At 47.2% G+C, this 23,485-nt stretch carries 17 protein-coding genes; 7 read left to right on the top strand and 10 right to left on the bottom strand.

Annotated elements, in window-relative coordinates; all coding sequences use genetic code 11:
* Window positions 1-254 precede the first annotated feature (254 nt).
* The 3 genes from QUA74_RS16430 to QUA74_RS16440 form a co-directional block, all read right to left on the bottom strand.
* Window positions 255-860, bottom strand: a complete 606-nt coding sequence (locus QUA74_RS16430; RefSeq protein WP_333330915.1) for a zf-HC2 domain-containing protein — start codon at window positions 858-860, stop codon at window positions 255-257.
* Window positions 861-1,000: 140 nt separating this feature from the next.
* On the bottom strand, window positions 1,001-1,660 hold the full coding sequence (locus tag QUA74_RS16435) for a sigma-70 family RNA polymerase sigma factor (RefSeq protein ID WP_333330917.1): 660 nt from the start codon (window positions 1,658-1,660) through the stop codon (window positions 1,001-1,003).
* A gap of 122 nt (window positions 1,661-1,782) precedes the next feature.
* A complete protein-coding gene (locus QUA74_RS16440) occupies window positions 1,783-2,274 on the bottom strand; it encodes a molybdenum cofactor biosynthesis protein MoaE (protein WP_333330920.1) in 492 nt (163 codons plus the stop codon).
* Between the two features lie 634 nt (window positions 2,275-2,908).
* On the opposite strand from QUA74_RS16440, the gene QUA74_RS16445 reads away from it, so the two are divergent.
* Window positions 2,909-3,310, top strand: coding sequence for an SH3 domain-containing protein (locus QUA74_RS16445; protein ID WP_333330923.1), 402 nt, complete (start codon window positions 2,909-2,911; stop codon window positions 3,308-3,310).
* 137 nt (window positions 3,311-3,447) lie between these two features.
* Here the strand turns inward: QUA74_RS16445 and QUA74_RS16450 are convergent, their stop codons facing one another.
* Window positions 3,448-4,428: an aspartate carbamoyltransferase catalytic subunit gene (locus tag QUA74_RS16450; protein WP_333330926.1), complete on the bottom strand. Its 981-nt coding sequence runs from the start codon at window positions 4,426-4,428 to the stop codon at window positions 3,448-3,450.
* Between the two features lie 1,099 nt (window positions 4,429-5,527).
* Between QUA74_RS16450 and QUA74_RS16455 the strand changes: the two genes are divergently transcribed.
* Window positions 5,528-5,746, top strand: a complete 219-nt coding sequence (locus tag QUA74_RS16455; protein ID WP_006631282.1) for a DUF4327 family protein — start codon at window positions 5,528-5,530, stop codon at window positions 5,744-5,746.
* Between the two features lie 197 nt (window positions 5,747-5,943).
* Here QUA74_RS16455 and QUA74_RS16460 read toward each other — a convergent pair whose 3' ends face one another.
* The 6 genes from QUA74_RS16460 to QUA74_RS16485 form a co-directional block, all read right to left on the bottom strand.
* Entirely contained in the window at window positions 5,944-7,188 is a 1,245-nt protein-coding gene (locus tag QUA74_RS16460; protein ID WP_333330929.1) for a protein kinase domain-containing protein, read from the bottom strand.
* Window positions 7,189-8,001: 813 nt separating this feature from the next.
* Window positions 8,002-10,308: a serine/threonine phosphatase gene (locus QUA74_RS16465; protein WP_333330932.1), complete on the bottom strand. Its 2,307-nt coding sequence runs from the start codon at window positions 10,306-10,308 to the stop codon at window positions 8,002-8,004.
* A gap of 349 nt (window positions 10,309-10,657) precedes the next feature.
* Window positions 10,658-13,213, bottom strand: a complete 2,556-nt coding sequence (locus tag QUA74_RS16470; RefSeq protein WP_333330935.1) for a DHH family phosphoesterase — start codon at window positions 13,211-13,213, stop codon at window positions 10,658-10,660.
* A gap of 187 nt (window positions 13,214-13,400) precedes the next feature.
* Window positions 13,401-14,216, bottom strand: a complete 816-nt coding sequence (locus QUA74_RS16475) for a PD-(D/E)XK nuclease family protein (RefSeq protein ID WP_333330938.1) — start codon at window positions 14,214-14,216, stop codon at window positions 13,401-13,403.
* 413 nt (window positions 14,217-14,629) lie between these two features.
* Window positions 14,630-15,214: a PAP/fibrillin family protein gene (locus tag QUA74_RS16480; protein ID WP_333330941.1), complete on the bottom strand. Its 585-nt coding sequence runs from the start codon at window positions 15,212-15,214 to the stop codon at window positions 14,630-14,632.
* A 221-nt stretch (window positions 15,215-15,435) separates the two neighbouring features.
* A complete protein-coding gene (locus QUA74_RS16485) occupies window positions 15,436-17,112 on the bottom strand; it encodes a glycosyltransferase family 4 protein (protein WP_333330944.1) in 1,677 nt (558 codons plus the stop codon).
* A 412-nt stretch (window positions 17,113-17,524) separates the two neighbouring features.
* Between QUA74_RS16485 and QUA74_RS16490 the strand changes: the two genes are divergently transcribed.
* The 5 genes from QUA74_RS16490 to QUA74_RS16510 all read left to right on the top strand — a co-directional run bounded on the left by QUA74_RS16490 (window position 17,525) and on the right by QUA74_RS16510 (window position 23,425).
* Window positions 17,525-17,764: a DUF3134 domain-containing protein gene (locus tag QUA74_RS16490; RefSeq protein WP_006631296.1), complete on the top strand. Its 240-nt coding sequence runs from the start codon at window positions 17,525-17,527 to the stop codon at window positions 17,762-17,764.
* A gap of 129 nt (window positions 17,765-17,893) precedes the next feature.
* A complete protein-coding gene (gene mraY, locus QUA74_RS16495) occupies window positions 17,894-19,009 on the top strand; it encodes a phospho-N-acetylmuramoyl-pentapeptide-transferase (protein WP_333330947.1) in 1,116 nt (371 codons plus the stop codon).
* Between the two features lie 340 nt (window positions 19,010-19,349).
* On the top strand, window positions 19,350-20,333 hold the full coding sequence (locus QUA74_RS16500; RefSeq protein WP_333330950.1) for a glycosyltransferase: 984 nt from the start codon (window positions 19,350-19,352) through the stop codon (window positions 20,331-20,333).
* Window positions 20,334-20,741: 408 nt separating this feature from the next.
* Entirely contained in the window at window positions 20,742-22,601 is a 1,860-nt protein-coding gene (locus tag QUA74_RS16505; protein ID WP_333330954.1) for an NAD(P)H-quinone oxidoreductase subunit F, read from the top strand.
* Between the two features lie 104 nt (window positions 22,602-22,705).
* On the top strand, window positions 22,706-23,425 hold the full coding sequence (locus QUA74_RS16510) for a carbonic anhydrase (protein WP_333330957.1): 720 nt from the start codon (window positions 22,706-22,708) through the stop codon (window positions 23,423-23,425).
* Window positions 23,426-23,485: the final 60 nt, after the last annotated feature.

The following is a 23,485-nucleotide window of genomic DNA, read 5'->3' on the forward strand; positions in this document are numbered from 1 at the left end:
TTATTTCCCCTGAAGCCCGTCGAGATCTCAATGAAATTACCGATTACTTTGCAACTAGGTGACAAGTGCGATCGCGTGTTCTAATTCAACTAGCTACATACTCGGATATTAAGATGCGATCGCCCCACAATTCGTCATTCAAAGCCAGGAAAATGTCAAAGGATATATCCTACCTTGAAAAACTGGGAAAAACGGCAAAAAGCCCCCTTTTTTAGGGAGCTTCGCGACTTCCGTTATTGCTCAAAACAGAAATTCTACTGCGCCTTTGGCAATGACTTTTGAGGGGTTGCTAGACCAACTTTGGGAATATCCATTATCGGTGCATTCACCCCAAGCATCAAATCGTTGGGATTAACAATCTCCACCAGAGGCTCGTTCAAAGCTACAATCAAACCGTCAGATTCAGCAGGAACGGGCGATCGAGCAAACTGGGGAGCAAACAATTGGCGGCCGCCACCGACACCAGATACCACCGCAATCAACAAAGCTGCGATCGCACCTCCACCCAACATCCAAGTTTGTTTCGACTTGCGTTCCACCCGCTGCAAAACCTTCGTCGCCAACTCCTGTGCAGATTGTTCCGAAGCAGGCACCGGCATTGACTGAAAACCCCGCTGCATCATCAGAAGTCGCGAGTACAAACCCTTCGTCACAGGGTCATTTGTCAGCCAGTCCTCGACTTGCCGACGTTCTGCCGCCGTCACTTCGCCGTCGAGGTAGGCACTCAGCAATTCAAATCGATCGCGCATCATAGTAGTTACATTCCCCTGGGGATAATTCTTGTTAGCTTGAGTTTCAGCGAGTGAATCCCCGATACCTTGCTGATTCTGATTTTTATCCGATTCAAAGTTATAATTCATATTTCAAAATTGCTTTAATTGGAGGAAAGACGCACTCGCGATTAGAATGATTTACTGCTTTTTTATATTTTAAAAGATAAGTTTTGATGTCACAGCCAACATCACCACATCTTCTTGACCCGCCTCTCAAAGCACTCTTGCTAATTACCATCGAGATATTTTTGCAATTCCAACTGCAATCTTTGGCGAGCTCTAGCAATTCTCGACTTGACAGTTCCCAGAGAAACACCGGTCATTTCCGCTATCTCCTCATATGCTAAACCTTCTATTTCTCTCAAAACAATTGTCGTGCGGAATACTTCTGGCAAATCCGCGATCGCCACCCGCAACTGGTCGTAAAATTCTCGAGTCGTCAAATCTTCATCAGGCCCCGGACTGTCGGCGGGAATTTCCCAATCTACCTCGCCATCTTCCAGAGCACGGGGTACGTCCAGCGACAGCGGAGTTCGCACCCGCTTGCGCTTCCGCAACTCATCGTAAAACAAATTAGTGGCGATGCGGCTCAGCCAGCCGCGAAATTTTACCGGCTCTTGCAAGCGGTTAACATTGCGGTAGACCCGAATCCAGACTTCCTGAGCCAAGTCTGCTCGGTCTTGCCAGTCAGGAGCCAAGTGATATAGAACCCTGTCTACGTGAGACTGATAACGCTTCAACAGTTCTGAAAAAGCAGTGCTCTCAGGTCGATTTCCTTCCTGACAACGCAACACCAAGTCATAATTAGAGAGTTTTTCGGCTGGCAATTGCACTCTTTGAACGGTCGCCACAACCGCAGACCAGGACACGGAAATAAAGTCGCTCATCGGTGGAATTGGCTCATCGAACATTCCACATTTGTTGACGCTAGCAGATCCCGATGGGTTCCCGCACTCGGAAACTGCGATCGGCTTCACTCATCAAACAGTCAATGACTGCTGACTGCTTACTAATGCCCGACAACCTCGCACGCTCCTATACTAACCCAACTGCTAGAACCGTCGGCCCAATGTTCCTTTTTCCAAATCGGTACATTGTGTTTGAGCGTATCTATGGCGTACTGGCAAGCTGCAAAGGCCTCCCCCCGGTGCGGACAACCAACAGCCACCAGTACGCTGATTTCTCCCACCTGCAAGTGTCCGACGCGGTGGTGAATGGCGACCCGATTGACATCGACCCACTGGCGGCGGATTTCCGTAGCGATTTGCTGGAATACTCGCACGGCCATCGGTTCGTAGGCTTGATATTCTAGGGAAACTACAGCTTGACCGTCAGTTTGGTTGCGGACTGTACCGCTCATCATTACCACGGCTCCGTTCGCGGGGTCATCTGCCAAAGCGTATATTTCCTCTACAGACAACGGCGCTAAGGTAATGGCGAAGCTGTCTGATTCATGGCGTTGAGGAATTGTGCCGATCGAAAGTGCAGCGCTAGAGTTCATTGCCAAAGAAGTGGTGGTGGAGAAGTTAATTGATCTTGACACAAATCAAGTCGCGATCAATCTTGCATCCTTGTCCGGGAAACGGGGTGGCGAATGTTGAGACCCATCTCGTAGCACGGGCGAGAGCCAGACGCCATTGCCCCGAACTTCTGCACGAGTGCGATCGGCTACAATATAACTCGCCCGAACCAAATTAAGACCGTGCTTGAAGACGAGCAGGATGCTTGTTTTTTAGAATTAACTGCCGATATTGCTGTAGCAACTCAATAAATAAGCACACGCAAATAAGTAGTGTCATTCGCAACTCAGTACAAGCAATCTCAAACCCCAAGCGATAACTTCGTTCCCTTTTTAATGACATAGTTTAAGTTTAATTCTGCCCTCCAACTTATTGGCGTAGCCCAAATTTTTAGCAGCAGATGTAAACTTTATTTATTTTTTTGTTCCGGAAAGCTACTTAGATGGCATGATATACCTGTGCAGGATTCAGGAACATTAGCCAATACTCGCCAAAAGCCAGACCTTAACGCCCTTTTGTGGCTTTTAGGAAACATAAGTTAATAATTTGGGCTGTTAATCGAGGTTTTGACCTGAATCTCCATCAAAAAATGTTAAAAACAATCACGAGGAAACTATGGAAGCACTAGCATTGAGCCACTCTTTTGTTGCTTATGAATCTCCAGAGTCCGAACTCCAAGTCAAGTCGTTAGACCAACTGGGCTTGAAAATTCCTAATTCTGCATGGATAGGCGTTGCAGGTCTGGCAGTAGCTCTATCTGTTCTGGGTGTCGCTGGCGAAGCGCAAGCAAGTTGCCACTACTCCCGCTGCGGCAAGAAAAGTCATCACGGCCATCACAGCTACGCCAAAGTTGTCACGAATGGCGGCCGACTGAATATCCGCAACCGTCCCAATGGCTGTTCTCATGTAATCGGCAAGTTATATTATGGAGACCACATCAAATTGACCGGTCGTTACAAAAACGGCTGGGCCCAACTCAAAGGTGGTGGCTGGGTATCTGCGTCCTGGCTTTCCTAACTCTTAACTAGAGCACTTGACATTTCTAGAAAGAGTTTTAATCGTTACCCGGCTATACTGGGTAACGATTATTTTAAATATGCGATCGATCCTGAAAATCATCGAATATCCGAAATTCATGACTAACAACTAACAGCCTAAACTTTACCCCCGCCGATCAGGTAAAGTAATGCCATCCGCACCGCCACGCCGCTGGTAACTTGCTGAGAAATCAGGCTAAACTGGGCATCGTCCATCAAATCCGAACTAATTTCCACGCCACGGTTAACCGGGCCCGGGTGCAACACCTTCACATCCGGCTTGCAGAGTTTGAGCCGATCGCGCGTAATCCCGTACAAAGAATGGTACTCTCGTAAACTCGGCAGCAAATGGTCGCTCATCCGTTCCTTTTGCAGCCGCAAAGTCATCACAAAATCAGCATCGGCCAAAGCAGGTTCAAGCTGCCAATGCAAAAATAATTTGCCTTCCCTACCATCGCCACACTCAGCAAACAACAGCGGTAGCAAAGTTGGCGGCCCGGCCAAATGAACCTCTGCCCCAGAAGCCGTTAGACTCCAAATATTAGACCTAGCCACCCGCGAATGCAAGATATCCCCCACCACAGCAATTTTTTTACCCGCTAAAAGTTCCAGCCGCGGACGTTCGGTATCTAACAGAGCACAAATAGTAAATAAGTCTAGCAAACCTTGCGACGGGTGTTCGTGCTGACCGTCTCCTGCATTGAGAACGCTGACTCTTGAAGCCAAGCGATCCATTTCCGAAGCAATCGTGCTGGGAACTCCAGCTTGTTCGTGCCGGATCACCATCAAATCCGTTCCCATCGCCAGATAAGTCTTAGCCGTATCCAGAATAGTCTCCCCCTTCGTCAGAGAAGAACTTCCAGGGGTAAAATTTAGCGTATCTGCTGACAGCCGCTTCGCCGCCAACTCAAAACTATTGCGAGTCCGGGTAGAAGGTTCAAAAAACAAATTCGCGACCACTTGACCCTGCAGGGCCGGCACTTTCTTCGTGCGGCGGCCGAGCACCTCCCGAAAACTGGCTGCTGTTTGCAGCACGGTATCGTATTCGTCCGAGGTAAAATCAGCCAGAGTGAGAATGTGTCGCCTTGTCCAAGTCATACAATTTTAGATTTGAGATTTGAGATGTGAGATTTATTGAATCAAGACGGACGATGGGTTTGAAACTTGCCTGCTGGCCCGCGTGGGGCAGCCTAGAATGTTCGATCGACATTTAGGGGTGGCGATCAACAGTATCCAACAATTTTTGATCGCTTTTGCGGTGAGTAGAGTTATAATCAGTTTATCAAGGAGTTTATCAAGGAAATTGGGTCTAAAACCCTGTCCTTCTAGGACGGCTTTAATTTCTTAAATCCCTTCCTAAAAATCAAAAAATTTCTAGTATACTAGAGTAGTCAAGGTTAAACTCCTAAGCCATCGTGCATAAAAACAGTTAACGACACACTTTGGCGCGTAAACCGGGGGACAAAGAGCGGCGAAAACTCTATAAACAGCTAGGGGCTTAACACAGTTCCTTTAACCAAAGAAACAAACTATTTAGTCTTTTTAAGTAGGGTAGGGCATACCCGAACTCTAGGTTCATATCCTAGTACGCTTTTGGAGATAGACCCTCTGGGGTTGCTGTGAGTTGAACTCGTCAATTGGTATTTTGTACGGTTGAAAGGTTTAAGAAGTGCCGAAAGGACATAGCGCTTAAAGGTCAGTCGATGAATTAAGAATCCCCACGCCTTTAGGCTGGGGAGTGTCAAGTAGCTCAGACCCCACTCTCACAGCGAACCCAGCGTCGAAGGTGAAACAGGTGTGGTTTACGTGCAGGAAAGCGGAAATTACGCTGTAGCCACCAAATCGCAGTAGTTGCAGTTTCTCCTACGCAAACTCAGCCTTGTCAAGAACAAGCCGAACGCAGCCCTTGCATCTACCACTATGTGGAAACAATCAAGGCAGCAAACCTCCCACTGTCGATCGACAGCATATAGCGGGACATTTTAAAGATGATTAATTCTTTGAAGTCGGTCTTGACTCTTCAGTCCTGCTTATAGGCCCTTGTCAAAACGAACTCTGTTAAGATACAAGTTGAATATGTAGCTTCCCGACAAAAATCTACACGTATCTTGGCGAGACTGTTCTTGGCGAAACTGCGGTAAAAAGTGAGAGCTGGGAAGTGGTAATTACACAAGATTTAAACAATTCAAGAGGTATTATGAGCCAGCAGGTTATACAGCCGATGGTTAAGTTCCAGCGTCAGGTGCATTCTCTCGTCACGTCTGACATTATCAAGCCGACAGACAGTATTTGGAAAATTGCTCTGCTTTACGGCGACGAATGGCCGTACTGGAAACAGCAATTGCTAGAGTTTGATTTTTCTATGCAAGACCCCGTGAGCGAGTTGATAGCTGTAGAAGCTTGGGACGAAGAATAACAGAGGAGACGGAGGACTGGGGTGTCGGAGAGAAATTTCGAGGCGATCGGGTATATTTTCTCAATAAATTTTCCGTTGTTACCTTCTTCCCTCTTCCTTGTTTCCTCTTCCCTCTTGCTAGTGACGAATGACGAATGACAGCGGACTTTTTCCTTCTGACTAATGACGCATGACCAGTGACTAATGACTTTTGACTTCTATGAAAGGGAAGCTGCTAAAGCTCGAGCTAATTGTTGAGCAGTTTGAAAGCGATCCCCAGGCTTAGCTGCCGTGGTTCGCAAAATGGTGTCCCGCAGCTTGGGGGCGATCGTCGGAATATTTTCGAGCTTAAACCCGTAACCTCCAGCTATTTTCCCGTAAAAGTTTTGAGGGCTTTGGGCTGTCAGCAAAAAAATCAAAGTAGGCCCAATAGCATATAAATCCGACTGAGGGAGAGGCTGTCCCCGGTCTTGTTCTGGTGCGGTGTAGCCTTCAACGCCGATGCGAGTCCCTGGAGGAGTGCCGATTTCTTTAACGGCGCCAAAATCCAGCACTGTAATGCAATTGTCGCGGTGGCGCACCAGCAAATTAGCAGGTTTAATATCCCGGTGGACGATAGGGGGTTTTTGAGAGTGGATGTAGTCCAAAACCTCACAGGTTTGGATCATCCACTCTATTGCTTGTTGGGGAGCAACAGGTCCGCGGTTGTAGATGCGTTTTTCTAAATCCTCGCCGTGGAGCATTTCCATAACCAAGTATTTTTTGCCCCCTTCCACAAAGAAGTCAAAAAACTGAGGAATTCCCGGATGGTGCAGAGCCTTGAGAGTTTTAGCTTCACGTTCAAACAGTTCTTGAGCTTTGGCGATTTGAGCCATATCAGCATTCATTTCCTTGAGGACTACCAGAGATGCTGCGGGGGAACTTCCGGGTTGTTGAGCTTTCGCTTTGTCTCGATCCCAGGCTAAAGTGGTTGTTCCCATACCGCCTTGGCCCAAAGTTCGCAACACTTGGTAGTGGCGCACCGTGCGATCGACTTTAATCGGTTCGCCGCAGTGGATGCAGAATAAATTCCCCGGCGGGTTTCCCGCGTGGGTACACCTCGGTACCAGAAGATTGACGGTGGGGTTCGCCTCAATCTTGCCGCCGAGTTCAATAGTAATCACTTGGAAATGCAGAATTGGGCCGCCCCGCGCCAACTGGATCAGGGCACCGTCGGATATCCAACCCTGAGACATGAGAATACCGTTAACCAAAGTGCCATTTGTCCCCGAATTGACTAAGTACCACTGGCTGGATCTCCCGCTATTAACTCTTTGCAATTCCAGATGCTGCCGTGACACTAGAGCATTGGGGATCACAACGTGATTTTCAGGAGAGCGGCCGATGCGAATAATGGATTCGCTCTCGAAACTCCACTGTTGCAGGGGGGTTTGTTTTTCTGGATCTAAAAGAGTCAGCAGCATTTTCGATTGATGTGGTTGAACTCCCTGATGTGGCAGTGAGAGTTGGCGGGAATTTACAAATTTGGGGCGTAGGGCTTTGAAAAATTAGAAATTAAAAATTAATTATGAGCTTCACAGGTGAGTTTCAGGAAAACTTTATAATATCCTGATTATGATTAAAGATTTCATAAACAATTAAGTTATAAATAGTTTTTTGGGAACAATTATCCGTAAAATTTCTCAGGGGTCGATCGCTCCTCAAAACACAGTCGAGCGATTTAACACTTGAAACTAGAAAAAGTAGGTAAACAATCGCTAAACTTTTACCTAAATTTGCTGTAGCAGCAGGTTTTGATTTACCCCCACATCTATATGTAGGGCGGGCACTTCCTGCCTAGGCCCAAATTGCCCCGAGAGCGATCGGGTATAAAACTGATTTCGCATCAGCCAGCCTGCTGCCTCACTTCATTTTAGTTTAAGTTTTTTCATTAGACTAACTATTTTTGTAAGTGAAAGCTCTTTCAACTATGATGAATCCACTTACTATCAAGCAACTTTTTCCCGCCGATTCCCAGAACAAACTATCAAAATTAAAGCTACTGATAAATGGTTTGCCCTCAACAGCTTTTCTGCAATCGTATTGGGGCTGCAATCAGTTTTTGAGCAATCAAACGGAAGCTGTTTCAACATCGGATACCTAATAACAGAACCCGCAGTAAAGCCTTGCCCGGAAAAGGCAGAAGCTGTTTCCTTTCCCTGCAACAATTGCAGGTTTAACCCAGGCCGTCACGGGGGAAAGGCGCCACCTTTGAAAAAGTTGGCAGCATCTAAATTCTAAAATCGAAATGCGCCTACCTGGGCCCGAATGATAATTGCCGTGATATTGTCGTGACCGTTGCGTTTGTTGCCCAGTTCAATCAATTGGGCAACTCCCTGGTCGAGATCAGCTTGGGGATTGAAAAGGGGTTCGAGAGTGTTCTGCCAGTGAGTTTCCAACAAATCATTATCTGTCAGGCCGTCCGAAGCCAAAATTAATAAGGTATCTTCGCACAAGTCTAAAAACTGCACGTCAGGCTTGAGAAAATTACTGTCTCGCGGGCCGAGGGCTTGAGTTAGTTGATAGGCGTCGGGACGGGCATAAGCAGTTTCTGGGTCAACCCCGCGCTTAATTTCGCGCTGCCCTACTTCGTGGTCTGAGGTGATTTTTTCTAGGGCCTGTCCCTTTCTCAGTCGGTAGAGGCGGCTGTCGCCGACGTGGGCAACGGCGAAGTGGGTGTCTTGAACTAAGACTGCGACTAGAGTTGTACCCATGCGGGCGCTGCCGGAGCGTCCGTCCTTTTGATTGATTTCAAAGATGGCTTTGTTGGCTAGCAGGACTCCCTCGCGGATGGTGTCTGCCGGAGGTAGTTGATTTTCCCAACAGGTTTGAAAGAATTCTCTGAGAGTTTCAGCGGCTAGTTGACTGGCTACTTCTCCGCTGTCGTGTCCGCCCATGCCGTCGCAGAGAATGTAAAGCCCTTTGGTTTGAAAGATGCGACCGAAGGAGCTTTCGAGTTTGTTGAGCTGAGTCCAGATGCTGAAGAAGTCTTCGTTGTGGTCGCGCGTGCGGCCAACATCCGTCAGGCCTGCGTCTTCTAAGCTGTAAATCTGGAGTGGCATGGGCTGGGTTAAGACCTCGCCAACCTCGGGGGGGCACTCGTCGGGGCTGCGGTAATGCCTGCGCGTCGGGGTTGAGCTTGGTGAAGGTGCGGGTTGGAGTTCGAGGGGAACTGTTTCTAGGCGCGATCGCAATTCTTCTATTGTGTTAATCTCGCCTCTGTACATTTGTTGCAGCAGTTCGAGCAAGGCGCCCAACTGAGTGCGATGATGATCGGACTGGCTAAATATCACCTGCCACAGTTGCCCCAAATCTACCAGTTGCAGGTTTGAGCCGGCGGGTTCGGGATAGAGGTATTGCAGCCGCAAAGAAGCCAAGGAAAAGGAAGAGTCGGGGTTGACTCGCAAATTTGTCAGTTCCAACAAGCTTTGCCGACAGCGCCAGGGTTCTAGGGCAGCCCACAGTTCTGTCATTTCGTGCAGCCAGTATAAAATTTGCTGGATGGAAGTTTCGGGTTGATTCCACCGTTCTACCAGCAGCGGCCATTGGGAGCAGTCTTCTAGCAGCAGCACTGCCTGTTCGTTGTCTGACCAGCTATCGTGAATGACTGGCAGGTTTTGAGAGAATTGCCACCGGAGTGCCAGATAAGGTTCAGCTATGCCTTGGCAAAGCTCTGCTAAGGCGGAATTGGTCGAATTTTCTCCGCCTTTGATTGCTGCGGTATAGGGGGAGGTTCGTCTGGCGACGCTGGCAGAGTTGGCTGCTAGCATGGCTTTGAGGGGTGACATTTCCAGCGGCTGACAGTCCAATACTGTTACTGCTACTGTGTCTGAGAGTTTTCTCGGCGGCACGGTTTCTAGGAGTTGGTAGCGCTGCTGAGTGTCTAAATAAGCTCCTGCTTGCTGGGAAGGGATTAAATATTCTGAATTGGCGACGGGGAATTCTGGAGATGGGGGGGAGATGTCAGCTATGTTTGAGCTGTCGGAGTTCTCTGTTGCTTCCTGGATTTGTTTAGGCTGTGGTGCGGTTGTAAAATTCGGCTCAGATGGGGTTATTTCGCGCTCTGGTGCTGGAGTAGAGCTTTTTTCGGTTGTTTGAAAGGATGCTGGTGCGATCGCCCCCACGGCTACCACAGGGTCAATTTCTGTGCTGCTGAATTCGCCGTCGCTTGGCTGTGGAGAAGTTGATGCGACTGCTGTTGGGGGTTCGGGTGGGGTGGTTATTTCGGTTTTAATGGCGTCTGTGATTGGTTCAGGAGAGTTTTGGCGCGATGCGATTTCTGGAACCCTCTCTGGTTTTTGGGGAAACTCGGCTGGGGGTAGGGTTGACTCGTCTGCCTCGACTGCTGGAAAATTCGATCGACCGCAGATAATGGCCCGCCACACTTGACCTGTTGCGACGCCGCAATTCTGACATTCTTTGGCGCTAAAAGCGACTTGGGCACCGCATTCGTGGCAAGGTTTGTAAATTAGGGAATTTCCGCACTGTTGACAAAACTTGTTTGGATTGGGATTTTCAAATTGGCAGCGGGGACAGAGAAGCATAGGGGTTTTAAATTGGAGATGGGCGATCGAGTTTGGTGGTGGGGAGTTTTGGGTTTTGGCTTGTGAGTTAGGAGTTATGAGTTTTGGGCCTGACTCGCAACGGATAACTCTCATTGTCCTATGCCTTATTTTATCGGGATGAATTCAGAAGTAAGATATTTCTTAGAACTGAGATGTTGCATCCGTGTCAGGAATAGGCCTCTTAAGCCACATCTACAACAACCTCTCTCACTTCACAGGCGAGAAAGCCAGCTCCACCGGCGCGAGCGAGCGCGGGCCCCACAAGAAAAGTTATCTCATGAGTGGAACTCTCATCCTGCCTATGCTTAACAATGGTGGCAGATATCAGTTAGAAAAGATTTGCTGTAGAATCTTCTTGGAAAACGGTCTCTCGGGCGATCGATTGAATGGTTGAGAGGGGTACTTCACAGAAATATTTCCGCCGGAATTGTTCTTCGGAGACTGCTGCGAGGAATTGCGCTGCAAAACGGGCGGCGATAGGCGAATTGGGCACGGAGGATTGGATGGATTGACTATCTAATAACGGTTGCGGGATTTTCTCGGGCGCGTCTTCCTGCTGTCCGGTTTCGGGTTGTCTGGTGATGTGGAAAGCTCGATCGCGATAATTGATTTTGAAACCAAGATATGTTAGGGTTTTGAACCCCAGTTGCAGGGAGGTGTCGCTGATGCCGAGTTTTTGGCGCAGTTGCTGTCTGGTGACGGGTTTTTTGGTGCGGCTGAGGTATTTGGCGATGCCGATTAGCTGTTGGCAGATTTGCTGTGGGGGTACGAGTGGGGGTAATGTGTAGGCGATCGCGAGTTTTTTCTGAGTGTGCTGTGCTTGCCGAAACCAGATCCGCAGTTCGTCCCAGCTTGCGGGGCATTCTTTGAGGACGATCGAGTTTTCGCGATCGACCATTTCGGAATTGTAAACTAGATTGTCGATCGGCATTGGAGATTCTAAGTTTGTGCTGGCTGCTAACAACTCTTCATCATTATTTCTATTGCGCCAGTCTACGATCCAATCTATTTTAGTGGGCGAATTGATTTGGTTTTCTTCCGTGCGTTCCCGCACGGCTACGAGACGCACTTCATATCGCGATTTGTAAGTATTAAAATCGAGTTCAACGGTGACATCGCAGCGGCCTTGGGGAACTTCGTTTTGATTGTGTCCCCACCAAATGCCGGGAAATCCCGTATCGCTAGATTCGTCCCTAATTGTAAATTCTGTTTTGATATATTCTACTTTTTGCCCTTTCAAATCCTTAATTTTTTGATTCCACAGATTGTCAAACCAGCAGTTTTCAATCAGCAATTTGGGTGCGGGGTTGCCCATACCGCACGGTTCGAGCAATTTTAGTTCTTGAAATAAGTCCTTGCCTAATTCGGAGACAGTAATTTTTAGGTCGGCTTGAACGGGGGCGGCTGTTAAACTATCTGTGCTGTATTGTTGCCGCAGTTGCTGATTTACTGCATCTGTAAATAGGGGAATATTTTCAACGGGGAGACTTAATCCAGCAGCGAAGGGATGACCGCCAAATCTGTGCAATAAATGCGCTTGGTCTTTGACTAATTGGTAAAGGTCTATTTGATTGGCGGAACGCGCCGAGCCCCTGGCAATTTTGGATGGGGAAAGTGTTGGTGATTCTGACTCTAAGAAGGAGGTAAATTGCGTTTCTGGGGAATTTTCGTTAATTTCTTCGCTTCCTTCTGTGCTGAATAAAATCACGGGGCGGCCGTATTCTTGGGCGATTTGTCCCGCTACTAATCCTAATACTCCTATCGGCCATTGGGGGTCGCTGAGGACGATGACGCTAGTAGTTGAAAGGTCGAGTTTGGCTAATTTGGCGGCGGCATCTTTAGCAACATCTTTTTGTAAAGATTTGCGCCGGGAGTTGGCAATTTCGGTTAAATTTGCTAATTCTTCGCAGCGTTTTTTGTCGCGGCTGGTGAGGAGTTCTACGCAGAAGCTGGCGTCACCTTGAATGCGGCTGACGGCGTTGATTCGGGGGCCGAGTCCGAAGGAAATGTCGGTTGGGCGATCGCCCGATCTTTTGCACAGTTCGAGCAATTTTGCAACTCCCGGGCGCGTGGGATTTGCGATTTGTTTTTGCAGTTGCTGGATGCCGATTTGTGCTAGGTAGCGGCTGTCTCCTGTAAGTTGGACTAAATCGGCAATTAAGCCGATCGCTACTAATTCTAATAAATCTGTGAGCGGGCGCTGCGGAATATCCGGTAATGTGTGATATAATGCTTCAACTAATTTGTAAGCTACTCCAACTCCTGAAAGGTTAAATAGTTGGTGGTTTGGGGGAAAGTAGCGGGGATTGATAATGGCTGTCGCTGGCGGGCGATCGTCCGGTAATGTATGATGATCCGTGACAATTGTATCGATGTTTAAGCTGGTGGCGTATTCGATTTCGGCGATGTTTGTACTGCCTGTATCGCAGGTAATAATTAAGCTGATTCCCGCTTTTGCTAAGGCGTCTATTCCTGGGATATTGAGCCCGTGAGATTCGGTTAAGCGGTTGGGAATGTAATAAATTAGTTTGTCATTTTGAGCAAAAAATTCTCCCAGTCCATCCCAAAGTACGGAGGTTGAGGTAATGCCGTCGGCGTCGAAGTCTCCCCAAATTGCGACTTTTTCTTCGCTGTTTCGTGCTTGCTGGATTCTTTCTATCGCCCAGTTCATTTCTAGTCCGAATTCAAAGGGACTTGCTGGTTGGTAAAGTTTGGGATTTAAGAAACCAGGTATTTGTTCGGGGTTTTGAATCCCTCTATACCAGAGAAGTGTGGCGGCATAGTTTCCGGGGAGTTCGGGTGCGTGGTTCCTGACAGCTTGGATCAGCCAAGCTGGGGGTTGGGGTAAGAGTTGATTATGCCAGTTTTGAGGGGTTTCTGTCATTCGACTTTAGATTTTAGATTGTGACCACGGATCGACCCGGGCGCTTATTTGTATGTTAAATAGGACTTACGCCCGTGGCATATATGGTAAGGTGCGTCAGGGATCAAACCCTTAATTATCCAGTGATGACGCAACTCTGACGCACCCTACAAGTCGATCGCGCCTGTGACACTTTGCAGTAGTCCTGTTAAATATATATTTCGTCGATTATAGCAAGATTTGGTAGCCAATCTGTGGGAGTTTCTGCAAGAAGATTTGGTGAGGGAGTTTTTGTGTCTTGTGTGCGGTTGCAGCGAGTGGCGAATTGACAGGAATCGCACAAATTGGAACTAATTTCTACTTGGGGTAAGAATTCGCCGCCTTCGGTATAGCGCTGTCGCCAGTCAGTTAGCTGCTGCAATAGGTGGGTTAAATCTTGTTTTGTGCGATCGTGTTCTGTTTGGTTGTAATAAAATGTGAGTTTTTGCGGCGGTTCTTCTCCTTGCAATTGTACGAACCAGTATGTCATGGAAACTTGTTCGGGGAAATAGTCGCTGGTTTCTACTAAGACGTATAAATAGAGGCGAGTTTGCCAACTTTCGGCTATCCATTTTGATTTTTGAGGGCGGGGATAGGTTTTCCAGTCGAGAATTTGGGCGGCGTTTGGTTCTGCTATTAGCAAGTCATAGATAACGGTGAATAGGTAGTCTTGGAAAATTAGGGTGCGGGGGTGTTCGGCTTGGCGGAAAATTCGATCACTATTTTCTGAATTGGCGAAAAGTTCGGGTGCGGTGTTGATAAATGCTGCCACACAGCGTCCCAGTTCGGGGTCTTGTTGGATGATAAATTCAATGGGAAGTCCGAGTTCTCGCTGCTGCATCAATAGGTGAAAGTGGCTTCCCCAGGCGAGTTTTTCTTTGTGTTCTGGGGAGGCGGTGGTGGCTAAAAGTTCGAGGTAGCTGTGTTGGAATTTGCGGGGGCATTCTTCGAGAATTTTGAGTTGGGTTTGGGATAGTCGGAGCATTTTTTTATTATTTTATCTTGTATGTTTTTTATGATTGTAAGGGGTATATATCTTATTTTAACCGCAGATATCGGCAGATGGACGGAGATAAACACAGATAAATTAGGGCAATCGCGTTTTTGGAGGAGAGTGCGATCGCCCTTTTCTTTCTCAAGTGCGAATGCTCATGGATTTGTCTTGAGGTTTTTGTAGTGTAACTCTGCTAACTGCTCTTAACCCTAAGTTTGAACGGTTATCGTATCTGAAGCTTTGATCTGCTATGGATTTGAGAGTTTTAGTAAGTATTAAATTGTTTGTAAAAGTGATATATTTTTGATTTGTAACCGCAGAGGAACGCGGATAAATGCGGATGAAAGAAAGATAAATTGAGAATGAGTTAAGGGGAGATCGCCCTGCACATCAACATCACAAAATCACTCTTTTGTCAATACAAAAACACTTCCTTCATTCCCGCGCCCGATCCGCAAATCCTTATCTAAATAAGTAACATCCAGCCATCCCTGCTGTTCGCGACTATCAAACCCGAAATCTACAGCAGCGAACTTTTTACCCGACTCAATCTCCTTGATAAACTTGACAGGAGATTCATAGCCAATCAACCTGCTTAAACCGAAGATTGACCGTTCAAACTTCACCTGAACTCGCCGTTCCGAAGTCGCCTCAAATGTCGCAGCTACGCTGACAATTCCTTCTAAGTAAGGCAAGCCGTAAAGTTCAGCAATGTTGTAAATTTTAGATTCTTTGACGCGGATAGATTGAAAAATTTGACCCAATTTCACCAATGGAAAACCGTCAAGATTCAGCAGGGCGCGGCTGGTGGTGTACAATAAGCGCCAATCTCCATTTAAAAGCTCTGCAGCTTCGACAGGGCGTGTTGTGGGGTTGTAATCTTCCAATTGGGCGATCGCGCTTAAAATCGCTTGTTTGTCGGTAGGAGTAGCCAGCAAACCTCGATTCTTACCAGCAATTATCTCTAAGAGTGCAGATTTTCTAAGCATGATTTTTTAAGAAGTAATAAGGAAAAAGGAAGGGGAAAGAAGGAAGAAGGAAGAGGGAATTTGTTATTTGTAATAAGCTGTCTGGCATCTTGCGCTGGATTTTTCAGGCGGGCGGGACGCCCAACCCTACTCCCCACAAGAATTTCATCAAACTTGACTGTAAAATTTAGATGCGACTGGGCTTAACCCATCACCAATAACTAATGATTAATGATTAATCACTAATCACTAATCACTAAGATATCAAATTTCAACAAATAGAGTAGAGTCCGATAGAGGTCGGCTAATTCTTGCTCGTTTTTAACGTAGCGTCGGATAACTTCCCCCACGCTGATCGCACCTTCCTGCTTAATTGTATCCAATATCTCCATCTGAATGCTAACAGATCTTCTCCTATCCTCACCAAAACTGGTAAACCTAATTGTCTGTACCTGCTTTAAAAGTTCTGGTGTGGCGATCGCACCCAGACTCAGCATCATCTCATTGCTTAAACTTCTAGTCGCATAATTACCCAATACCCGAAACGGATCGTCGCCTAGGGGATAAGGCGGCTTCCCAGGTTTTAAAGGTGCTGACTCCGGTGCCGCAAGGCGAATTTCTGCTAATTCCCGCCACAATTGTTCGTAAGCAGCAATTACTACTTTCCAATCATAAATTTCCCTCGCCCTTTGTCTCGCATTTTCCCCCATTCGCTTTCTCAATTCGGGGTTTTCAATTAATTGGCACAACGCCAGGGTGCAAGCATCAATGTCAACTGCTGTGGCGAGGGAAGTGTGACCCATGTAAGTCGGCCAATTTAAGCTGCCGTCAAGATAATTTAGGGCTAAATCTAAACAAGATTCCGGGGGCGGGATGAGTGTGGGAATGCGGAAGCCGTCTATTTCGTGGCGTACAGATTCTTTGTATCCGTTCCAATCGGAGACTATGACCGGCAGTCCGTTCGCCATGGCTTCTATTGGTGTCAGTCCGAAGGATTCTTGAATGTTGTCGGACAGCGAAATGAAAATGTCGGCGGCAGACCAAATATTTATTCTAATTTCCGGCTGTCTCCCATCTAAAAAAATAGCATTCACGGAGGGACAAAATATTTGCGCGCTATTTTTAAAGTCGGGTTCTTCTCTCGGATCTTCTATCCAACCGGCTTGAATTAAGTGGATTTTGGCTTTTGTCTGTTGTGCGGCCCGTTCTAGGGCGATGTACATGGGTACCGGATGAGCTTTTGCAGAAAAAGTCAATCGACCGACAAATAACACAACAATATCTTCGGGAGAAATGCCGAGTTCTTGTCCCATTTGGCGGCGACTATTAACTGCTTCCACACCCTGCGGAAACGCGCTGCAATCCACTCCTAGGGGAATAACGGGGAATTTGACCAAAATTTCCGGTTTACCGCCGTTGCGCTGGGCTAAATATTCAGACCACTCCCTCATAACTCCTTCTACTGATGTTTTCACGGCTGCAGAGGTGCAGATCAGGGCGTCCCAAGGCTGCATGGGTGCGGTGATCAAATCGCCGATCGCCCCCATGATGTATTTTGTACCGATCGTGTGAGTAACGCCGCAAACGCTGTAGGCCCGCTGATCGACAAATCTGCGCGCCCAAACCATCTGCGACAAAACCGGATCGGGTCGGTAAATTGTGCCCGGTTGAGATAGCAAATCCGGTCGTTCCATCGGAATCCAGCGGACTTTCCGAGGTGTTTGCAGCCAAGGTTGGATGTGCGAACAAAACTCCTTAAAGGTTGTTGCGCTATCGGCGCAACAGTAGAGAGAGTCAGCGGTTCCGTGTTGGACTAAGCTTTTGAGAAACCCTTCTCCGGCTGAATGACGCCCCAGAAGTTTTTGCCCTCCGGTGTGGTAACCCTCTTTGTTGTATAAAACCGCTGCCGTTATATCCATTCTGAGATTTATTGCTTGAGAGTTGACTGAAGAAGCCAGAGGGCATTCGGCATAAGGCTTTGATGAAAAATCAGGAGACTATTCTGAATCCACCCCTTAGCGTTAGGCAAGCTTGCAGAATATGATCGCGGCGTGTCCCGCGATATCTTAAAGACGATCGTCTCAGATTACAATGCTTAGGGCTAAAGAAGGATTGGCAAGAGCGGATTTTAGTGTTATCCTGAGGCCCATGCTTGGGGGCGATCGCCTTTTGGGTCTCCCATCTTATCCGATCCGGAACCAAACAGTGCCTGTGGTATAATGCTTTAGCCTTGCTAAATGCCCGATTTGCAAGTGCTTGATCAAAGCAGCAGTCCGTCGGCAAAACGTTACCTCTACTCGATCGCGTCTTTGTCTTTAAAAACCGATAATCATGTACAACCCATCTCTGCGTCAAATTCCTCGCCACTTACCTGCGGATGTAATTCCATTAAAGCAGCAATCTTCTCTTTTAGACTGGTTGGAATCTAACAATCGCCTGTTAGCAAGGGATGTCCAAGAACCCGACTATCTGCACGAAGAAGAAATTTCTGAACTTATGGCAGTTGACGACAGTCCTTACGATGATTTAGAAGAGGAAGTAGAAGAGGATGTGAGTGTAGGCGAAGAATAACTGGGACAAGGGTGAAGGAATCAACAGGAAACAGGGAAAAAAACTAATAGATTTCTCAATCTTCTGTATCGCACCCTATTCCCCCATTGTCAATTGCTTATTCTCAAATAGTGTGTGGTGAGGAGTGTTATGGATAACTTTGTGGATGAGAAAATCCCTTTTAGTCTGCCTTTCAAACTTACAGGCAAGAATTTATTCCTGCTGCTGGGTTTGGGACTCGGCATTGTAGCGATCGGTTTAGATGTAGTAGCGGGTAGACTTTTAAATACGCCTGCATCCCTATTTATGCCGCTAGCTGTTTGTGCAGTAGTTGCATCGGTTTTGGGCTATGCAGTTGTGCCCGTACTTCAGCAACTAAAAGCAGGACAAATAATTCGCGAAGACGGCCCCCAAGCCCATTTGAAAAAAGCGGGAACGCCGACAATGGGAGGCATATTTTTTATACCTGCAGGGGTAGCAGTCGCTTTACTTTGGTCTAAGTTTAACTCAGATGTTGTTGCCGTATCGGCTTTAACTTTAGCTTACGGTTTCATTGGCTGGATTGATGACTGGCAAATTCTGCGACGTAAGTCGAACAAAGGTATTTCACCTCGGATGAAATTGGCTTTGCAAATAAGTTTTGCTGCTCTATTTTGTCTGTGGCTGATGTTTCATCAACCTGCAATTTCTACGAATGTTGCTTTGCCTTTCGGTTGGGTATTGCCCTTAGGTTTGCTGTTCTGGCCACTGGCGGGTTTTGTGCTAGTTGCCGAAAGCAATGCTACTAATCTTACCGATGGTGTTGACGGGTTGATGGGCGGTTTGGGCGCGATCGCACTTTTGGGATTGGGCGCATCTGTAGCCTCAACTTCGCCAGAATTAATGATATTTTGCGCTTGCATCAGCGGCAGTTGTTTCGGTTTCTTAGCTCACAACCGCAATCCAGCCAAGGTGTTTATGGGCGATACAGGTGCTTTAGCTTTGGGCGGTGCGTTGGGTGCGGTAGCTTTATTAACAAATAGCCTTTGGATATTATTAATTATCAGCGGGATTTTCTTTATTGAAACGCTGTCAGTAATTGCTCAAGTAGGTTATTACAAAGCTACAAAAGGGCCTGATGGAATCGGCAAGCGTCTGTTAAGAATGGCTCCACTGCACCATCATTTAGAGTTGTGCGGCTGGTTGGAAACTCAGGTTGTTGGCATTTTTTATTTAACAAACGGGGTGTTAGTGTTAATGATTTTGATGTTGGCTAGCAACAGTTGAGAACTGATGGGGTGACGAATTGCACAGGGGATGTAAGAGATATTTTCTACTATTTCAAAGAAACAGGCAAGATGCCTGTTCCACAACTGGATTCAGTTCTTGTGGAACAGGCATCTTGCCTGTTTAAGGCTCGGAACTTATAATTTCGAGAATTGATATCCCCAGTTAATGCAATGGAACTTAATAACGCTTTTTAACTATTTGAAGAACCGCGAAGACGCTTATAGGACAAAGGAAGAACTACATTTGCTTATTTATCTTCCTTCGCGTCCTTCGCGCCTTCGCGGTTCGTTTAATCTGACTCAATATTAGTTATGCTATCGTTTACGGTTGTTTGTGAATGACTAAAACGTTTTTACCGGAGGTTTCGGTGATTGTGCCTGTTTACAACGGCGAGATGGATTTGCCGGAGTTGATCGAGTGCCTGCGATCGCAAACTTATCCGATCGACAGTGTAGAATATCTCTTAGTAGACAATAACAGTCGCGATCGCACTTCAACCATCCTCCAAACAGCAGCCTCTAACCCGCCCTCAGTCCCCCCTTTGGTAAGGGGAGGAAGCAATTTCAATCAAATAACCATTCGCCACCTCACCGAAAATCAGATTCAAAGTTCCTACGCCGCCCGCAATCAAGGAATTCGCGCATCCACAGGCGAAATCATTGCATTTACCGATGCAGACTGTCGCCCGGAATCTGACTGGCTGGAAAATTTAGTTAAGCCATTCGTTGACTTAGAAATAGGAATTAGCGCTGGGGAAATACTCGCATTGCCCGGTAAAACTATCTTAGAACAACACGCCGATCGCCAAAATACTTTATCTCAAAAACATACTCTCGCTCACCCTTTTTGTCCCTACGGTCAAACCGCCAACTTAGCTGTACGGAGGCTAGTTTTACAACAAATAGGATTATTTCGCCCTTACCTCACCAGTGGCGGCGATGCTGACTTGTGCTGGCGGATTTTGCGGGAAACATCCTATAAAATGTATTTTGCCGAAAATGCGATCGTCCGACATCGCCACCGTTCTACAATAAAACAGTTGCAAAGTCAATGGTATCGCTACGGCGAATCTAATAAATACTTGCACGAACTCCACGGTGTCGATTTGATGCGAGAATTGACAGCACAGGAATATTTTTATCGGCTGGCTAGATGGCTGTTCAAAGAATTTCCGGTTGCTGCTGCCAAAAGTGCGATCGGCAGAGCCGAGCTGGTAGACTTGTTCAATACGCCGATCGGTCTTTTGAATGTTAGGGCAAGGGCGATCGGGCAGCGCCAAGCCAAACTTCCCGAATCAGCTTGGGACATTGAGCGGTTTTAATATTTTACAACATAAGCCTTTCAAGGGCGGGCTCTCCGGCCCAACCCCTACTCCCCACAAAAAAATTGAACTGTTGTGGCACAGTCATCTTGCCTGTTCCTCAAAATCGTGCAAGATGTGCGATCGACAAAGATTCGTTTGTCTACAATCCGCGCCTATAAATACCTATAAGTGCAGTTTATTGGTGCATATAGATATGCTGAATTAGAAATATGAAAATTTAACGTAATCCTTAATATAAAATTAATAAGTCGATTCTGATGCGCTCGGTTTGACGACGGCAAGGAAATCAGAGGCAAACCCCAAAATTTTCTTTACTTCTGCCTTCGGGCTTTCCACTGCTGTTGTCAGCGCGATCGGAATAATTCTCAGAATTTTAAATTTTTGTAACCTTTACAGGTAATGCCAATGGCTCAAATCTTACTCCAGACCGTTTGGTTTATACCTTGCTATCCACTCATCGGCGGAGTTCTGTCAATGCTGTGGTTTCCGGCAGTTACCCGCCGCACGGGGCCCAGACCATCCGGTTACGTAAACGCCATATTAACCTTCTTCGCTTTCGCCCACGGCGTCATCGCCCTGACAGCTATCTGGAACCAACCGGCGAAACACCAGTTCATTCCCTGGCTGAATGTAGCAGGTTTAGACTTAACCATTCCCGTAGAAATCTCTGCTGTCACCGTCGGCGCGACAGTTTTGATTACCGGACTGAACTTGCTGGCGCAGATTTATGCTTTCGGTTACATGGAAATGGACTGGGGCTGGGCTCGGTTCTTTTCCCTGATGGGGCTGTTTGAAGCGGGGATGTGCGGGTTGGTACTGTGCAATTCCCTGTTCTTCAGCTACATGATTTTGGAAGTTCTGACTTTGGGCACTTACCTGCTAGTCGGGCTGTGGTTCAATCAGTCTTTGGTGGTGACAGGAGCCCGCGACGCTTTCTTAACAAAGCGGGTGGGCGATTTATTCCTGCTGATGGGAGTAGTCGCCATTCTGCCGCTGGCTGGAACTTGGAATTTTGACGAGTTGGCTGTTTGGGCAGAGACTGCAAAGCTTGACCCCACTGTAGCGACACTGCTGACTTTAGCTTTGATTGCCGGTCCGATGGGTAAGTGCGCTCAGTTTCCCTTGCACCTGTGGCTGGATGAGGCGATGGAAGGCCCGCTGCCGGCGACGATTTTGCGGAACACCGTAGTTGTGGAAACTGGTGCTTGGATTTTGATTAAGTTGCAGCCAGTGATTGCTTTGTCGCCGATGGGGATGACGACAACTATTATTGTAGGCGCTGCGACGGCGGTTGGTGCTTCATTAATTGCGATCGCCCAAATTGACATCAAGCGCACGCTTTCTTATATAGTCAGCTCTTACATGGGCTTAGTATTTATCGCCGTCGGCACCGGACAAGCCCAAACAGCCCTGACATTGATATTTGCCTACACCTTGGCAATGGGTTTGCTGGTGATGAGCATCGGTTCGGTAGTTTGGAACAGCATCACTCAGGATGTCCGAGCTCTCGGCGGTTTGTGGGGAAAGCGGCCGATATCGGCCATATCGTTTATTGTCGGTAGCGCTGGATTGGTGGGACTCCCGCCCTTCGGCTGTTTCTGGGCTTTAGAAGACTTCACATCCGGGCTTTGGGAAACTCACCCTTTCTTGTTAGGAATAGTGCTGTTTGTAAACGGCGTCACTGCTTTTGGCTTGGTGCGTGTCTTCGGTTTAGTTTTCGGCGGCAAACCAAAGCAAATGACCGAACGTTCGCCAGAAGTTCACTGGCCTTTCATCTTGCCGATGACTGTTTTAATGGGCTTTACTTTGCACGTTCCGCACTTGCTGGCTGCGTGGCATTTATTGCCTGGGGCAAGTTTGAATTATACCGCAAGTGGACTGCTAGTTTTGTCAACGGCGATCGGCATCGGTGCAGGAGCATTTGTTTACCTGAACGAGAAATGGGAAAAACCGGTGCGAATTGGTTCTCAAGCCCTGCAAGACTTTTTTGCCTACGACTTTTACACCGCCCAACTTTACCGAGTGACAGTGATATTTGCAGTTGGTTTGGTTTCGCAAATCATCTCCTGGGTCGATCGCAATATTGTGGACGGATTCGTAAATTTAGTCGGTTTTGCAACAGTTTTCGGCGGGCAAAGCCTCAAATACAACGTTAACGGTCAAACTCAGTTTTACGCCTTGACAATTCTGTTCGGAGTAGCACTTTTGGGACTCCTCATAAGCTGGCCTTTGCTAGCTCGCCTGTCGCTGATTGTGGGCGGGTAAAGAAATATAAGCTTGAAGATTTTAGGTGACAGTTTTAATCTAAAATCTTAAAAACATGAAGTCTTGAACAAAGATTTCAAACTAGATACAACAAGGCAAAATCAATGAACCAAAATCACAGACAATTCAATCTTTCCCGCCGCAATTCGCTGAAATTTGTCGCCGGAGCCATTGGTACAGGAATACTCGCAGCACGAGCAGGCGCTGATTTGGCTGCACCCGAACCAGTAATTGCTCAAAATGACTCGACTCCCGAGGCAGCTCTGCAAAAATTAATGGACGGCAACCAGCGGTTTGTTGACAAAAAACGCCAAAGTCCAAACCAAGACTTACCCCGCCTTCTCGAAGTTGCCGTAGCTCAAAAACCCTTTGCTGCTATTCTCGGCTGTGCAGATTCCCGCTTTCCTTCGGAAATTATCTTCGATCAAGGATTGGGAGATTTATTTGTCTGTCGCGTGGCCGGAAATGTTGCTACTCCCGAAGAAATTGGCAGCCTGGAATTTGGCACGCTGGTATTGGGAGCAAAAGTGCTTGTGGTAATCGGGCATAAACGGTGCGGTGCGGTAGACGCAACCATTAAAGGAGCTCAAGTTCCCGGTCAGATTGGCAGTTTGCTCGACGCGATTAAGCCTGCTGTAGAAAGCTCTAAAAACCAAACGGGCGACAAGCTAGAAAATGCTTCAAAAGCCAATGTTGTGCTCCAAGCTAACAAGTTGAAAGCCTCTCCAGTTATCTCTAAGTTAATTGCGGAGAATAAACTGAAAGTTGTTGGTGGGTATTACGATTTAGACACGGGAAGAGTCACTATTCTTTCTGAGTCGTGATGCAATTTGGAATTGATAATTGGGAAAAACTTTAACATCTAAACTCTCAAATTATCAAAG

The organism is Microcoleus sp. LAD1_D3 (assembly GCF_036702135.1).
In the GTDB taxonomy this organism is placed as follows: Bacteria; Cyanobacteriota; Cyanobacteriia; order Cyanobacteriales; family Microcoleaceae; genus Microcoleus.

Excerpts from the sequence above, each read along its gene's own strand:
- QUA74_RS16430 (WP_333330915.1), bottom strand. The coding sequence starts at position 860 with ATGAATTATAACTTTGAATCGGATAAAAATCAGAATCAGCAAGGTATC.
- QUA74_RS16435 (WP_333330917.1), bottom strand. The coding sequence starts at position 1,660 with ATGAGCGACTTTATTTCCGTGTCCTGGTCTGCGGTTGTGGCGACCGTT.
- QUA74_RS16440 (WP_333330920.1), bottom strand. The coding sequence starts at position 2,274 with ATGAACTCTAGCGCTGCACTTTCGATCGGCACAATTCCTCAACGCCAT.
- QUA74_RS16445 (WP_333330923.1), top strand. The coding sequence starts at position 2,909 with ATGGAAGCACTAGCATTGAGCCACTCTTTTGTTGCTTATGAATCTCCA.
- QUA74_RS16450 (WP_333330926.1), bottom strand. The coding sequence starts at position 4,428 with ATGACTTGGACAAGGCGACACATTCTCACTCTGGCTGATTTTACCTCG.
- QUA74_RS16455 (WP_006631282.1), top strand. The coding sequence starts at position 5,528 with ATGAGCCAGCAGGTTATACAGCCGATGGTTAAGTTCCAGCGTCAGGTG.
- QUA74_RS16460 (WP_333330929.1), bottom strand. The coding sequence starts at position 7,188 with ATGCTGCTGACTCTTTTAGATCCAGAAAAACAAACCCCCCTGCAACAG.
- QUA74_RS16465 (WP_333330932.1), bottom strand. The coding sequence starts at position 10,308 with ATGCTTCTCTGTCCCCGCTGCCAATTTGAAAATCCCAATCCAAACAAG.
- QUA74_RS16470 (WP_333330935.1), bottom strand. The coding sequence starts at position 13,213 with ATGACAGAAACCCCTCAAAACTGGCATAATCAACTCTTACCCCAACCC.
- QUA74_RS16475 (WP_333330938.1), bottom strand. The coding sequence starts at position 14,216 with ATGCTCCGACTATCCCAAACCCAACTCAAAATTCTCGAAGAATGCCCC.
- QUA74_RS16480 (WP_333330941.1), bottom strand. The coding sequence starts at position 15,214 with ATGCTTAGAAAATCTGCACTCTTAGAGATAATTGCTGGTAAGAATCGA.
- QUA74_RS16485 (WP_333330944.1), bottom strand. The coding sequence starts at position 17,112 with ATGGATATAACGGCAGCGGTTTTATACAACAAAGAGGGTTACCACACC.
- QUA74_RS16490 (WP_006631296.1), top strand. The coding sequence starts at position 17,525 with ATGTACAACCCATCTCTGCGTCAAATTCCTCGCCACTTACCTGCGGAT.
- mraY (WP_333330947.1), top strand. The coding sequence starts at position 17,894 with ATGGATAACTTTGTGGATGAGAAAATCCCTTTTAGTCTGCCTTTCAAA.
- QUA74_RS16500 (WP_333330950.1), top strand. The coding sequence starts at position 19,350 with ATGACTAAAACGTTTTTACCGGAGGTTTCGGTGATTGTGCCTGTTTAC.
- QUA74_RS16505 (WP_333330954.1), top strand. The coding sequence starts at position 20,742 with ATGGCTCAAATCTTACTCCAGACCGTTTGGTTTATACCTTGCTATCCA.
- QUA74_RS16510 (WP_333330957.1), top strand. The coding sequence starts at position 22,706 with ATGAACCAAAATCACAGACAATTCAATCTTTCCCGCCGCAATTCGCTG.